Annotated in this window: 14 protein-coding genes; 9 read left to right on the top strand and 5 right to left on the bottom strand. The window is 58.8% G+C overall.

Annotation, left to right across the window (positions count from 1 at the left end):
• The first annotated feature begins 7 nt into the window (after positions 1-7).
• From D3P04_RS11275 to D3P04_RS11255, 5 genes are all read left to right on the top strand, one after another.
• Positions 8-589, top strand: coding sequence for an NADPH-dependent FMN reductase (locus tag D3P04_RS11275; protein ID WP_119748892.1), 582 nt, complete (start codon positions 8-10; stop codon positions 587-589).
• On the top strand, positions 590-1,816 hold the full coding sequence (locus D3P04_RS11270; protein WP_119748890.1) for an MFS transporter: 1,227 nt from the start codon (positions 590-592) through the stop codon (positions 1,814-1,816).
• Between the two features lie 15 nt (positions 1,817-1,831).
• Positions 1,832-2,764, top strand: coding sequence for an ABC transporter ATP-binding protein (locus D3P04_RS11265; RefSeq protein WP_119748888.1), 933 nt, complete (start codon positions 1,832-1,834; stop codon positions 2,762-2,764).
• Entirely contained in the window at positions 2,761-3,531 is a 771-nt protein-coding gene (locus tag D3P04_RS11260; protein WP_119748886.1) for an ABC transporter permease, read from the top strand. The genes D3P04_RS11265 and D3P04_RS11260 overlap by 4 nt, the downstream gene beginning before the upstream one ends.
• A 109-nt stretch (positions 3,532-3,640) precedes the next feature.
• Positions 3,641-4,156, top strand: coding sequence for an HdeD family acid-resistance protein (locus tag D3P04_RS11255; RefSeq protein ID WP_119748884.1), 516 nt, complete (start codon positions 3,641-3,643; stop codon positions 4,154-4,156).
• 42 nt (positions 4,157-4,198) lie between these two features.
• Here the strand turns inward: D3P04_RS11255 and D3P04_RS11250 are convergent, their stop codons facing one another.
• Entirely contained in the window at positions 4,199-4,612 is a 414-nt protein-coding gene (locus D3P04_RS11250; protein ID WP_147391923.1) for a hypothetical protein, read from the bottom strand.
• A 269-nt stretch (positions 4,613-4,881) separates the two neighbouring features.
• Here D3P04_RS11250 and rimO point away from each other — a divergent pair, with 269 nt between their 5' ends.
• From rimO to D3P04_RS11230, 4 genes are read left to right on the top strand one after another with little or no spacing between them, the layout of a single operon-like run.
• A complete protein-coding gene (rimO, locus tag D3P04_RS11245) occupies positions 4,882-6,261 on the top strand; it encodes a 30S ribosomal protein S12 methylthiotransferase RimO (protein ID WP_182912815.1) in 1,380 nt (459 codons plus the stop codon).
• On the top strand, positions 6,258-6,626 hold the full coding sequence (locus D3P04_RS11240; protein WP_220475314.1) for a BglII/BstYI family type II restriction endonuclease: 369 nt from the start codon (positions 6,258-6,260) through the stop codon (positions 6,624-6,626). The genes rimO and D3P04_RS11240 overlap by 4 nt, the downstream gene beginning before the upstream one ends.
• Positions 6,610-7,251 carry an MT-A70 family methyltransferase gene (locus tag D3P04_RS11235; RefSeq protein ID WP_119749212.1) on the top strand — a complete coding sequence of 214 codons (642 nt, stop codon included), beginning with the start codon at positions 6,610-6,612 and terminating at the stop codon, positions 7,249-7,251. Before D3P04_RS11240 ends, D3P04_RS11235 begins: the two co-directional genes overlap by 17 nt.
• A 27-nt stretch (positions 7,252-7,278) precedes the next feature.
• The gene (locus D3P04_RS11230; protein ID WP_119748880.1) at positions 7,279-8,157 is read left to right on the top strand and encodes a sulfotransferase family protein; all 879 of its coding nucleotides are present in this window, start codon (positions 7,279-7,281) and stop codon (positions 8,155-8,157) included.
• Between the two features lie 67 nt (positions 8,158-8,224).
• Here the strand turns inward: D3P04_RS11230 and D3P04_RS11225 are convergent, their stop codons facing one another.
• The 4 genes from D3P04_RS11225 to D3P04_RS11210 form a co-directional block, all read right to left on the bottom strand.
• Positions 8,225-9,013 (bottom strand): amino acid ABC transporter ATP-binding protein, encoded by a 789-nt coding sequence (locus tag D3P04_RS11225; protein ID WP_119748878.1) that lies wholly within the window; start codon positions 9,011-9,013, stop codon positions 8,225-8,227.
• A 9-nt stretch (positions 9,014-9,022) separates the two neighbouring features.
• Positions 9,023-10,477 (bottom strand): ABC transporter permease subunit, encoded by a 1,455-nt coding sequence (locus D3P04_RS11220; protein ID WP_119748876.1) that lies wholly within the window; start codon positions 10,475-10,477, stop codon positions 9,023-9,025.
• Between the two features lies 1 nt (position 10,478).
• The gene (locus D3P04_RS11215) at positions 10,479-11,735 is read right to left on the bottom strand and encodes an amino acid ABC transporter permease (RefSeq protein WP_182912814.1); all 1,257 of its coding nucleotides are present in this window, start codon (positions 11,733-11,735) and stop codon (positions 10,479-10,481) included.
• A 106-nt stretch (positions 11,736-11,841) separates the two neighbouring features.
• Positions 11,842-12,858: an amino acid ABC transporter substrate-binding protein gene (locus D3P04_RS11210; protein ID WP_119749210.1), complete on the bottom strand. Its 1,017-nt coding sequence runs from the start codon at positions 12,856-12,858 to the stop codon at positions 11,842-11,844.
• Positions 12,859-13,008 lie beyond the last annotated feature (150 nt).

Below are 13,008 nucleotides of genomic sequence, written 5' to 3'. Positions count from 1 at the left end.
GAAAGAGATGGCGCAGGGCAATCGTATCGTGGTGATTCTGGGATCGATCCGGGAAGGCCGCATGAATGACCGGGTCGCGGCATGGGCCACAGGGCAGCTGAGGATGCACGGATTCCTGCCGGATCTTCTGGACCCCGCAGATCCGGAAATTTTACCGGTGCAGACCGGCGACAAACCTGCCATAGAGCATCTGCGGCAACGCATGGGGAATGCCGATGGCTTCGTCATCGTGACGCCGGAATACAATCATTCGGCACCGGGACCACTGAAGACCCTGATCGATTCAGTAAAGGACGGATGGATTGCCCGTCCGGTCGGATTGATCAGTTATGGCGGCATCTCCGGCGGATTGCGCGCGATCGAGGCCTTGCGCCCGGTGCTGGCGGAACTACATGCTGTCACGTTGCGGGACACGGTAAGCTTTGCCGCGCCGTGGAACAGGTTCGACGAAACCGGGCGCATTACCGAGCCCACAGATGCCAAGGCGGCAGAAACGGCCATGACGGTATTTTCCCGACGGCTGCATTGGTGGGCCGATGCCCTGAATGACGCAAGAACTGCACGACCCTTTGATCAGGAGTTTGCCTGAATGGACTATCTGCTGAAAGACCCGCGAAGCTGGGGGCTGATGTTGGCGGCAATGCTGACGATCATGTCAAACGCCACGATCACCCCTTCGCTGCCGGGACTCGAGGCGATATTCGCGGATAATCCAAGGGCGCCCCTGCTGACACGCCTTCTGATCACGGCGCCCTCGCTGCTGGTTGCCTGCGTCGCGCCCTTTGCCGGCGCAATGACTGATCGGCTGGGGCGCAAACGTCCCCTTCTGATCGGGCTGGTCATCTATGCGGTCGCGGGAACGGCGGGCCTGTATCTGGACTCTCTCGAGGCGATATTGGCCAGCCGTCTGGCGCTTGGACTGGGCGTCGCCGCGATCATGACCGCTCAGGCCGCGCTGGTCGGAGATTATTTCGACGGCCCGGCGCGTGGGCGGTTGATGGGGTACCAGATGGGGGCGACCAATGTCGGCGGGCTGGTCTTTGTAACCCTGGCCGGGGCGCTTGCCGCGACCGACGCCCGGCTGCCCTTTGCGATCTATGGCCTGGCCGCCCTGCTGCTGCCGCTGCTGGCGGTGATCCTGCCCGAGCCGGATCGTTTCTCGGGCGCGGTCGAACATGCCGGCGGCTCCGGTGATAGCGAACCGGGTTGGCGGATGACGGTCACGGTCATGACGATCGCGGCTGGTTTAACCTTCGTGATCTTTTACGCCGTGCCGACGCAGGTCCCATATCATCTGCGAGGGATCGGACTGGAAGATCCGCGCAGTGCCGGGCTGGTCATGGGAGCGATGATGTTTGCCGCCGCGATCATGTCGGTCGTGTCGGGCCTGATCCGTCCCCGGCTGGGCCGGATCGGCACACCGGTTTCCGGCTATCTTTCGCTTGCCACCGGCTTCGCAGGGCTGGCCACCGGACAATCGCTGCCGGTCGCCATGATCTCGACCGCATTGATCGGAGCCGGGCTGGGCATGTGCATGCCGACCTTTGTCACGACCGCTCTCAATGTCGCCCCGGCACGGCGGCGGGGGCTGGTCATCGGGCTGGTCACGGCGTCGATTTTTCTGGGTCAGTTCCTTTCGCCTCTGGCAAGTCAGCCTCTGGTTACCCATCTGGGGTATTCCGGTGCTTTCCGGATCGGAGCATTCGCCTTTGTCGCTCTGGCCGCAGCACTCACCGTGACCCTGCACAGACAGGCCGGGCCACGCAGCACCAATCCAATCCGCAGAATGCCGGCTGAACCCGGGCGGAAATCATAACGAGGGAGCCGGAACATGACCGGAATCATCGAAATCGACAATTTGTCGAAACAATATGACAGCGGAACCAAGGCGCTGTCCGACGTCACGATGTCCATCGAAGAAGGTGAGATCATCGCATTGCTCGGCCCCAACGGCGCCGGAAAAACCACGCTGATCTCGATCATCTGCGGGCTGGTCGTGCCCACGGGCGGCACCGTCCGCGTGGATGGGCACGATATCCGGACCGACTGGCGCGCGGCACGCAAGCTGATCGGGCTGGTTCCGCAGGAGATTGCGCTGGAGCCGTTCGAGACCGTCTTCAACTCGGTCCGCTTCACCCGCGGGCTTTATGGCGAGGGCCGTGACGATGCCCATATCGAACAGGTGCTGCGCAGCCTTGCGCTGTGGGACAAGCGCGATGCCCCGACCAAGGATCTGTCGGGCGGCATGAAACGGCGGGTTCTGATCGCCAAGGCTCTGGCGCATCGCCCCAAGGTGCTGTTTCTGGACGAGCCGACCGCGGGTGTCGACGTGACCCTGCGCCGAGAAATGTGGCAGGTGGTCGAGCAGCTTCGCCGCGAGGGGGTCACCATCATCCTGACCACGCATTACCTTGAAGAGGCCGAAGAGATGGCCGACCGGGTCGGTGTCATCAGCAAGGGCCAGCTTTTGCTGATCAGGCCCAAGGATGAGCTGATGCGCGAATTCGGGCGCAAGACATTGACCATCGAGTTGGACGAAGCCTTGCACGCAATCCCGCCCGAACTTCTTGGGCGCGGGCTGGAACTGGCCCCCGAAGGTGACAGGATCACCTATAATTACGACACAACCGCCGAACGGACCGGCATTGCCCGTCTGCTGGGCGAATTGGCCACGCTGGGCATAACCGTGCGTGACGTGTCGACACGACAATCCAGCCTTGAAGAAGTCTTCATCTCGCTGGTTCAGGAAGGAGAGGCCGCATGACCCTGCTCAACTGGCCCGGAATCTGGGCGATCTTCCATCACGAAATGATGCGGTTCTTTCGGACGATCTGGCAGTCGCTGGCTTCGCCCGTGGTGTCTACCGTTCTGTATTTCGTCGTTTTCGGCGCAGCAATCGGCGGACGCATCCAATCGGTCGAGGGCGTGCCTTACGGCGCCTTCATCGTGCCGGGGCTGATGATGCTGACCGTGTTGCAGCAGGCCGTCAGCAATGCCAGTTTCGGGATTTATTTCCCGAAATTCAGCGGCACCATCTATGAATATCTTGTTTCCCCCGTCGGCTGGGTCGAGGTCACTCTGGGTTTCGTGGGCGCAGCCGCCGCCAAGGCGATCCTGATCGCTTTGGTCATCCTTGCCACCAGTTTCTTCTTCGTAGGCGTTCATATCCTGCACCCGTTCTGGATGCTTGCCTTCCTGTTCCTGACGGCGCTTGGCTTCAGCCTGCTGGGCTTCATTCTTGGCCTGTGGGCAAAATCCTTCGAACAATTGCAGATCGTGCCGATGATGGTGATCACGCCTCTGGTTTTCCTTGGCGGAGCCTTCTATTCGGCCAGCATGCTGCCCCCCTTCTGGGAAGGTGTCGCGAAGCTGAATCCGGTGCTTTATCTGATTTCCGGTTTCCGCTGGTCGTTCTTCGGGCTGGCGGATGTGCCGGTCGGCGTGTCGCTGTTCGCGGTGGCGATCTTCATCGTGATCTGTCTTGCAATCATCCGCTGGATCTTCGCGACCGGCTGGCGGCTGAGGGAATGAAATCAACGAGGTATTCGGCCTAAAGTTTACGCTAGGTAATGAGTGTACTCCGCGAACTGAACTGTTAGTTTTCAATCGGTAACTAGTAACAGTTTAAGGAATTTATAGCATGCGCATCTTCTGGGCCATATTGGGCGGGCTTTCGATTATCGCGGGCGGACTGGCACTTGCCAACCCGCTGGCGGCAACCCTGACAGCCGAGCGACTTGCCGGCTGGAGTTTTCTGTTCATCGGTATTCTTGAAATGATCGCGATGTTCCGTCAGCAAAGCTGGCGCGGGCGGATATGGGCGATTCTGGCCGGGCTGGCCTTGGCCATTCTTGGCATCATGCTGCTGACCCGTCCCCTGGCGGGCATCCTGTCCCTGACCTTTATCGTCGCCATCCTGTTTCTGACAGTCGGCATGGTAAAGATTGCGATGGCCTTCGCGCTTGGGCGGAGCACCGCTTTCTGGATGATCCTCCTCAGCGGGGCGTTATCCGTCATCCTCGCCGTGATGATATTCGTGAATTTTCCAGCCTCGGCAGCCACGATCCTTGGTGTATTGCTGGCGGTGGAACTGATTTCGAACGGTATCTCGCTGATCGCGCTTTCGATCGCGGCAACGACGGAAAGCAAAGCCTGATTCGAAGGTCGGGGCGCGAGCAGTCAGCTGCGCCCCGCACCGTCATCTTAGCGGCAGTTTAATACTTTCGCAGATCCGCGTCTGCGGGTCGAGCTGGACATATTCGCGAGCCGTGATGACATTCATGTTCAGCGAACGATTCCAGCCGCCAAACCAGCGATCCCGGATACCTGCCCGGTAATAACTGCCCATGATCTGATCAACATAAGGCGGGATGATCGAGGTGTTCGGGATACGCGGCGCGTGAAAGCCGATCCGGGCGCGCGGCCCAAGGCAGGCATTGGGCATCGTCGTCAGAATCGTGCAGGCCGAGCGGCAATAACCCCGGATCCGCACGATCTTGCCCGAACGGGACAATTCCTCCCGCCGCTTGACCATCTCCAGCACATTTCCGCCCCGGTTGTCCGTCACATCGATGAAACGGGAATTTTTTGGGTTCTGGGCATGAAGAGGCATCGTCAAAATCATGAGCAACGCGGCCCCCAGCATGGCGAATGCAAATGATTTTCGCAGGAGGGACCAATTCCGGCAGATTGCAGCAACCAAAGGGCCCGGCCCCGTCGCCCTGGCTGCCCGGCCCCGATAATCTGGTGACGAAAGGGAAGAGGATTTCATTGCGATGTCCTGAAGATAGATGAAACGCGGATACGGGATGCTAACTCGCGGTTATGCCCCTCGGTTGCAATCCTCTTTTCAGATGCCGCAGAATCGCCTATGTGCGGCGGATGCACAGGAACCCGCCAGATTTGCGCCCCGATCTTGCCCGCGCCGCCATCCCCGATGTGCGGCGCGCGGGCCAGCCGACGATCGGCATGGTCAGCCTTGGCTGCCCCAAGGCGCTTGTCGACAGCGAGCGCATCCTGACCCGGCTGCGCGCCGAAGGCTATGCGATCAGCCCGGATTACGCAGGCGCGGATGCCGTGATCGTGAATACCTGCGGCTTTCTGGACAGCGCCAAGGCCGAGTCGCTGGAGGCCATCGGAGAAGCGCTGCACCAGAACGGGCGGGTCATCGTGACCGGCTGCCTGGGGGCAGAGCCGGAATATATCACCGGCGCACATCCCAAGGTCATGGCTGTCACCGGGCCGCATCAATATGAATCGGTGCTGGATGCCGTGCATGGCGCGGTACCGCCTGCCCCCGATCCCTTTATCGACCTGTTGCCCGCCAGCGGCGTCAGCCTGACCCCTAGGCACTACAGCTATCTAAAAATTTCAGAGGGTTGCAACCACAAGTGCAAGTTCTGCATTATCCCCGACATGCGCGGCAAACTGGTCAGCCGTCCCGCCCATGCGGTGATCCGTGAAGCCGAAAAGCTGGTACAGGCCGGTGTCAGGGAATTGCTGGTCATCTCGCAGGATACCTCTGCATATGGCGTTGACCGGAAATTCGCCGAAGAACGCGGCCACCGTGCCCATATCACCGATCTTGCCCGCGATCTGGGTAGTCTGGGCGTGTGGGTGCGGCTGCATTACGTCTATCCCTATCCACATGTGCGCGAATTGATCCCATTGATGGCTGCCCATGCCGAATCGGGCGGACAGGTGCTGCCCTATCTGGATATTCCCTTCCAGCATGCCCATCCCGATACGCTGAAACGCATGGCCCGCCCGGCCGCGGCGGCCAAAACGCTGGACGAGATCGCCGCATGGCGTGAAGTTTGCCCCGAAATCACGCTGCGTTCGACCTTTATCGTGGGATATCCGGGCGAGACCGAGGAAGAGTTCCGGACCCTGCTGGACTGGCTTGACGAGGCGCAGCTGGATCGTGTCGGCTGCTTCCAATATGAAAACGTCAGGGGCGCACGGGCGAATGATCTTCCCGACCATGTGCCGGACGAGATCAAGCAGGATCGCTTCGACCGCTTCATGCAGAAGGCGCAGGCGATCTCGGAGGCGAAGCTGGCGCGGAAGGTCGGGCAGCAGCTTGAGGTCATCGTCGACGAGGTGGACGATGAAGGCGCGACCTGCCGCACCAAGGCGGACGCGCCCGAGATCGACGGCAATCTGTTCATAGACAAGGGTTTCGAGACGTTGAAACCCGGCGATATCGTTTCGGTCACGGTGGATGAGGCGGGCGAATACGATCTTTGGGGCCGGTTGTGAAAGCCGACCGGCTGCCCGACTTCATTCGCATGCATGACGAGTTCCACGGATGGCGTCATGCCGATGCAATCCTTGCCCATGATTTTCCGAACGAGTGGCGTGATATTCCGGATGTGCTGCCCCGGTTCCGCCTGCTATTCGATTTGCGTGCACTGAGCGCTGGTGTCATCATAACGAGATCGGGCGAGCTTCAGGATATCTTCAACAATCCTGGGCGAAAATCGTCCTTCGGGGCATTGACCACGCATATGTCCAGACTGTTGTCACGGATTGAGGGTGGCGGCGGGGTCGGATGTCCTCTATGGGTGTTTGGTATAATCAAGGCGCTATATGTAGATGGAGGCGGGGATGAACAGCGTATCTGACGAGTTGCTGGCATGCGCCGGCTCCACGCGCTTCGGCACGATCCTTGCCGATCCTCCGTGGCAGTTTCAGAACCGCACCGGCAAGATGGCGCCCGAGCATCGGCGGCTGTCGCGCTATCCGACGATGAGCCTGGATGCGATTTGCGATCTGCCGGTCGAGGCGATCGCCGCGTCCCGCGCCCATCTGTATCTGTGGGTCCCGAACGCGCTTTTGCCCGAAGGGCTGCGGGTCATGGAGCATTGGGGATTTACCTATAAAAGCAACCTGATCTGGTACAAGATCCGCAAGGATGGCGGCCCCGACCGGCGCGGTGTGGGATTTTATTTCCGCAACGTGACCGAGATTCTGCTGTTCGGCATACGGGGCAAGGATGTCCGCACGCTGGATCCCGGCCGCTCGCAGGAAAACATCTTTGCCATCCGCAAGCGCGAGCATAGCCGCAAGCCCGATGAACAATATGACGTGATCGAGGCTTGCAGCTGGGGCCCCCGTCTGGAAATGTTCGCGCGCGGCAAGCGCAAGGGCTGGACGGTCTGGGGCAATCAATCCGAGGAATACGAGCCCGACTGGCCTACCTATGCGAACCATTCGCAAAGCAATATCGTCAAACTTCATTCCGAGTGATTTTTACATGATGACCGCCGGATTCCCATGCTGCGAGATTTGATCACCGTCAGTGCCAGTTTCGACCCCAAGGGCCAGCCCCGCAAGCCCGGCGCGCTGTGCATAGGGGCGCAAAAGGCCGGGACGTCCTGGCTTGCCCAGATGCTTGGCCAGCACCCGCAGATCTGGATACCTCCGTTCAAGGAGGTGCAATTTTTCAATTACGTTTACATCCCCGGGCATCAATACTGGATCAAATGGCATTACCGTAACAAGCCAAGGGAAATCCGCGAACGCCATATCAAGCGCGAAGAGCCCCTGCCGCCCGAGCTCGACTCATATCTGGACGGGCTGACCAACGGCAAGATGTTCCACAATCATTGGTACAAGCGTGTCTTCGCCCCGGCCCCCGGAAATGCGGTGCCAATGGATTTCACGCCGGAATATTCGACCCTGCCCGAAGAGGGCGTCGAATTCGTGGCCGGTTTCCTGCGCAAGGTGAAAGTGATCTACATGATCCGCCACCCGGTCGACCGGGCGATTTCACAATTGCGGATGAACCTGCGCCGGGAAAAGCGCACTCCGAAAACCGAAGCCGACTGGCTGGAAGAGGTCCGGAACCCGGTTCTATATGATCGGGGCGATTACGCGGCCTATCTTCCGCGCTGGCAAAAACATTTCCCCGACATGAAGGTCATCCCCTTCGGCCGGATCGCCAGAGAGCCCGGCGAATTGATGGACGAATTAGAGGAATATCTGGGAATCGGCCCTTATCCATATGGAAATCTTGACAAAAAAGTCTTTGCGAATCCTCCCGGCCTGAACCCGCCCCCTGCCGCGATCGAACTGCTGACAGAGTGCATGGAACCGCAGATGAAGTTCCTGAAATCGCAGCTTGGGGATAAATTCGTGAAGGATATCCGATAGCCCCGGACACGCATGGGCGGCCAGATAACGGGGGCGTCAGATAACGGACAAAGCGAAAACTCTGCCCTCAATGCCCCAGAATCTGACTCAGGAACAGCCTGGTCCGCTCTGATCGCGGGTTGTTGAAGAAATCATGCGGATTATTCTGCTCGACGATCTGGCCCTGATCCATGAAGATCACCCGGTTCGCCACCGCCTGCGCGAAGCCCATCTCATGGGTCACGCAAAGCATCGTCATCCCGTCTTCGGCCAGTTCGATCATCGTGTCCAGGACTTCCTTGATCATCTCGGGATCCAGCGCCGATGTCGGCTCGTCGAACAGCATGATCCGGGGCTGCATGCAAAGCGACCTTGCGATTGCCACCCGCTGTTGCTGACCGCCCGAAAGCTGGCCGGGATATTTGCCTGCCTGTTCCGGTATCCTGACTTTCTCAAGAAAATGCATTGCGACATCCTCGGCCTGCCGGCGTGGCGTCCGGCGGACCCAGATCGGGGCCAGTGTGCAATTTTCCAGCACCGTCAGATGCGGGAACAGGTTGAAATGCTGAAAGACCATCCCGACTTCCGATCGCACCTTGTCGATATTCTTGATATCGCTGGTCAGTTCGATCCCATCGACGACGATCCGTCCGTTCTGATGCTCTTCCAGCCGGTTGATACAGCGGATCAGCGTGGATTTTCCCGATCCCGAAGGACCGGCGATCACGATCCGTTCGCCACGATGTACGGCCAGATCGATATCGCGCAAGACGTGGAAACTTCCGAACCATTTGTTCATCCGGATGATCTCGATGGCGATCTCGTCGCTGACGGTCATCTGATCGGGATCGACGTCCCGCATCGGGGTCTGGCTCATGAAAGCCTCCTATCTGTTGTCGCGCTGCAGCCGACGCTCGAGATACATAGAGTAACGCGACATGCTGAAGCAGATGATGAAGAAGATTGCGCCCACGAATATGAATGGCTCCCAGTAGATGCCTTTCCATTCGATATTGGCGCGAACCGCGTCGGAAATATTCTTCAACGGCTCGTAAAGTCCGACGAAAGCGACCAGAGTCGTGTCCTTGAACATGCCGATGAATGTCGAAACGATCCCCGGAATACTGATCTTGAGCGCCTGCGGCAGCACGATCAGCCGCTGTGCCTTCCAGTAATCCAGCCCAAGCGCGTCCGCGGCCTCGTATTGCCCCGCAGGTAATGCGGCCAGCCCGCCCCTGATCACCTCGGCCATATAGGCGGCGGCAAAAAGCGTCACCATGATGATGACCCGCAGGACGATATCGAAGCTGGTGCCGGGCGGCAGGAAGTAATTCAGCAGAAGCTGGGCAACGAAAAGCAGCGTGATCAGCGGCACGCCCCGAATGAACTCGATGAATATCACGGCAAGCGAGCTGACAAGAAACATGTCCGAGCGCCGCGCCAGCGCCAGCACGATCCCCAGAGGCAACGACATGGTGATACCCGCAACGCCGATGGTGATCGCCAGAAGAAAACCGCCAATCGCTTCGGAATCCACACGGGTAATGGCAAGTGAATACAGATTTTCGGCGTCTTTGGCAGCGTCACCGGAAAGAAATACCCAGACCAGCAGCGTCACCACGATAGCGGAACTGCCCGCCAGCAGCGGCGATAACCGTCCGGCGATGATAAATGCCAGCCAGCCAAAGCCCATACCGGCCAGAATCATGATGATCCACCAGAAGGAACCGCCCCAGATCAGCCAGACCCCAAGAAGCGGATAAAAGGCCGAAAAGCCAAGCAGCCACATCTGATGCCGTTCAGCCACAAGCAATGCGACCGCAAAGATCGCAACCGCGACACCCAGCCAGATCGACGGAGTATTCAGGGCGACAAGCGAAAGCAGCGTCGCGATGGCTGCGGTCATCAGCACGATCCGACGGATATTGCGCGAAATCGAAAACAGGATCGGCGCAAGCGCCACAAACAGCAGCCCGAATACCAGCGTCGGGCGCCAGTAAAGTCCGGGCGGGTAGAATCCGTATATGTACTGATTCCAGCGTTCGCGGATAACGGCAAAACAGGCTCCGCCCGCGCCTTCGCCCCATGTTTCGGCGATGATTTTACGGCATTCAGGCAGGCTGGAGGCGTTCCAGACCGAATGGGCGAACCACGGATAGAAATGATCGAACAGGAACCAGACGATCAACAGACCCAATACGGTCAACCCAGCATTCACCGGCCCTGAGAACAGGTTTTCATGCAGCCATTTCACCATTCCCGTTTCGCGTGCAGGCGGTGGCATCTCGGGAAGCATTTCCTCGCGCAGATAGGCATCCGGGCCATGGTTCGGATTGCTCATGTCAACGCTCCTTCAGCCTGACGCTTCGGTTGAAAGCGTTCATACCCGCCGAGATGATCAGGCTGAGCACCAGATAGATCAGCATCATCAGCACGATCGATTCCAGTTCGCGCCCGGTCTGATTCTGCGTCGTCCCGCCCAGAGTACCCCGCAGATCCATGTAGCCCACCGCAATCGCAAGCGAGCTGTTCTTGGTCAGGTTCAGATATTGCGAAATCAGCGGTGGAATGATCACGCGCAATGCCTGGGGCAGGATCACCAGATTCATCGTCGCTTTCGGACGCAGCCCCAACGCGAAAGCGGCCTCGGTCTGCCCCTTGCTGACGGCAAGCACCCCGCCGCGGACGATCTCGGCAATGAACGCGCCGGTATAAAGGGTCAGGGCCAGCCACAGGACAACCAGCGCATTGTTCAGATTGTTCCCGCCGCTGAAATTGAAACCCTTGAGTTCCGGCGCCAGCAGATGCAGACCGAAATACCAGATCAGCAACACCGACGGCACGGTCATCACCGCCAGATTGATCCACCATGTCACCGGGCGATGCCCTGTCCGGTCCTGTATGGCCTGTGCGCGGGCGAGGATCGCCCGCCGTGCGATCCAGCCGCCGATAATGACAACCAGAAATGCGATGAGCGCCAGATTCACGGTGATGCGCGCGCCCAGGTCGATGGTGCCGGGATCGTTGCTCATGCCGAATGCCGGAACCGCAGTATAACGATTGGTCAGTGCGACCTGATCGAAAAAGATCATCGACCATTGTGGATCATCGCCCCGATAGGCATTTGGCGGGGGCAGAACATCGGTAAAGATCGCGTAGATGATCAATATCCACAAAAGCAGCGGGATATTGCGAAACACCTCGACATAGATCGCCATCAGCCGCGCGAAAAGCCAGTTATGCGACAGCCGGGCAATCCCGATGGCGACCCCAAGGATCGTCGCGGCGACGCATCCCATAAAAGAGATCAGTATCGTGTTCAGCAACCCCACAATCGTCGCGCGCAGATGCGTATCGTCCGAACTGTAGGGGATCAATCGCTGCGGAATATCGTAGCCCGCGCGCTGGAACAGGAAACCGAAATTGAAATCCTTGCCCAACGCGGCAAGATTCCTGATGGTGTTGTTGACCAACCACCAGCCCAGCGCCATGACCAGAATAAATACGATCACCTGGAACGTCATCGAGCGGTAGCGTCGGTCATAGACCAGCATGCTCAGCCGAAATGGCTGTTCCGCCCCTAGCGGCACTTCAGTCATTTATGTTCCCCTGTCGTCGGTCCGCGACTTAGCGCCGCTTGCTTGTGACCTGATCGTTATCTTCGGAATGACCAGAGGGCGCCAAAGCGCCCTCTGGTATCAAGGATCAGCGGAAAGGTTGCGCGTAAAGCAACCCGCCCTGCGTCCATTGCGCATTCAGTCCGCGCGCAAGCCCGATCGGCGTCTGTTCCCCGACATTGGCGGCGAAGATCTCTCCGTAATTTCCGCTGGCCTGAATGGCGCGCTTGGCCCATTCCTTGTCCAGCCCGATCATCGCTCCCAGATCATCGGTGACGCCCAGAATCCGCTGCACTTCAGGGTTTTCCGAAGATTTCGCCAGTTCCTCGATATTCTTCGAGGTAATGCCATATTCCTCGGCGGCAATCAGGGCGTTCAGCGTCCAGCGGACGATATCGCCCCAATTGTTATCGCCATGACGAACCGCCGGGGCCAAAGGCTCTTTCGAGATCACCTCGGGCAGGATGACATGATTTTCGGGATCGGCAAACGCCGCACGGGTCGCGGCAAGCCCCGAAATATCGGTGGTGTAGGCATCGCATGCCCCGGCCATATATTGCTGCTCACCCTCGGCATTGCTGTCGATATTGACGGGCTGATATTCCATGCCGTTGGCCTTGAAATAATCGGCAAGGTTCAATTCGGTCGTGGTGCCGGTCTGGATGCAGATCGTCGCGCCATCGAGTTCCTTCGTCGAGGTGACACCAAGATCCTTGCGGACCATGAAGCCCTGACCATCATAATAATTCACCCCCGCGAAATCGAGCTTGAGGTCGGTATCGCGTGAAAAGCTCCAGGTCGAGTTCCGCGCCAGAAGATCCACCTCACCCGAGGACAGACCGGTGAACCGCGTCTGTCCCGTCAGAGGGACATATTTGACCTTTCCCGGATCTCCCAGCACTGCGGCCGCAACCGCCTTGCACAGATCGACATCGAATCCCGCCCAATTGCCGTTCGCGTCAGGCGCAGCGAAACCGACCAGACCCGGATTGACGCCGCAATTCAATTCGCCACGATTTTTCACTTCGGAAAGAGTGTCAGCGGCGGCGGCGCCTGCCGCCATGGCAGTCATCGCCAATGCGCCCCAAAATACCGTTCGTTTCATGCTTACCTCGCTGTTGAGACTGTCGAGGCGATGTGTTCCGCCCCGTTCAGACATTCATGAACATCGTTTAGCTAATATCCTCTTACAAGAAGATGACACGAATACGATGCCTATCAAATCATCTTGCCTATCCTGCCTCACAGGTCAAGC

Origin of the sequence: Paracoccus onubensis, assembly GCF_003591515.1 — a bacterium.
GTDB lineage: Bacteria > Pseudomonadota > Alphaproteobacteria > Rhodobacterales > Rhodobacteraceae > Paracoccus > Paracoccus onubensis.
The sequence above is the reverse complement of the archived record's forward strand: the minus strand, read 5'-3'. Positions and strand labels throughout refer to the sequence as shown.

Bases quoted from the DNA above. Each gene is read 5' to 3' on its own strand.
- D3P04_RS11220 (WP_119748876.1), bottom strand. From the start codon at position 10,477: ATGAGCAATCCGAACCATGGCCCGGATGCCTATCTGCGCGAGGAAATG.
- D3P04_RS11225 (WP_119748878.1), bottom strand. From the start codon at position 9,013: ATGAGCCAGACCCCGATGCGGGACGTCGATCCCGATCAGATGACCGTC.
- D3P04_RS11215 (WP_182912814.1), bottom strand. From the start codon at position 11,735: ATGACTGAAGTGCCGCTAGGGGCGGAACAGCCATTTCGGCTGAGCATG.
- D3P04_RS11260 (WP_119748886.1), top strand. From the start codon at position 2,761: ATGACCCTGCTCAACTGGCCCGGAATCTGGGCGATCTTCCATCACGAA.
- D3P04_RS11230 (WP_119748880.1), top strand. From the start codon at position 7,279: ATGCTGCGAGATTTGATCACCGTCAGTGCCAGTTTCGACCCCAAGGGC.
- D3P04_RS11275 (WP_119748892.1), top strand. From the start codon at position 8: ATGGCGCAGGGCAATCGTATCGTGGTGATTCTGGGATCGATCCGGGAA.
- D3P04_RS11265 (WP_119748888.1), top strand. From the start codon at position 1,832: ATGACCGGAATCATCGAAATCGACAATTTGTCGAAACAATATGACAGC.
- D3P04_RS11270 (WP_119748890.1), top strand. From the start codon at position 590: ATGGACTATCTGCTGAAAGACCCGCGAAGCTGGGGGCTGATGTTGGCG.
- D3P04_RS11235 (WP_119749212.1), top strand. From the start codon at position 6,610: ATGAACAGCGTATCTGACGAGTTGCTGGCATGCGCCGGCTCCACGCGC.
- rimO (WP_182912815.1), top strand. From the start codon at position 4,882: ATGCACAGGAACCCGCCAGATTTGCGCCCCGATCTTGCCCGCGCCGCC.
- D3P04_RS11250 (WP_147391923.1), bottom strand. From the start codon at position 4,612: ATGCCTCTTCATGCCCAGAACCCAAAAAATTCCCGTTTCATCGATGTG.
- D3P04_RS11210 (WP_119749210.1), bottom strand. From the start codon at position 12,858: ATGAAACGAACGGTATTTTGGGGCGCATTGGCGATGACTGCCATGGCG.
- D3P04_RS11255 (WP_119748884.1), top strand. From the start codon at position 3,641: ATGCGCATCTTCTGGGCCATATTGGGCGGGCTTTCGATTATCGCGGGC.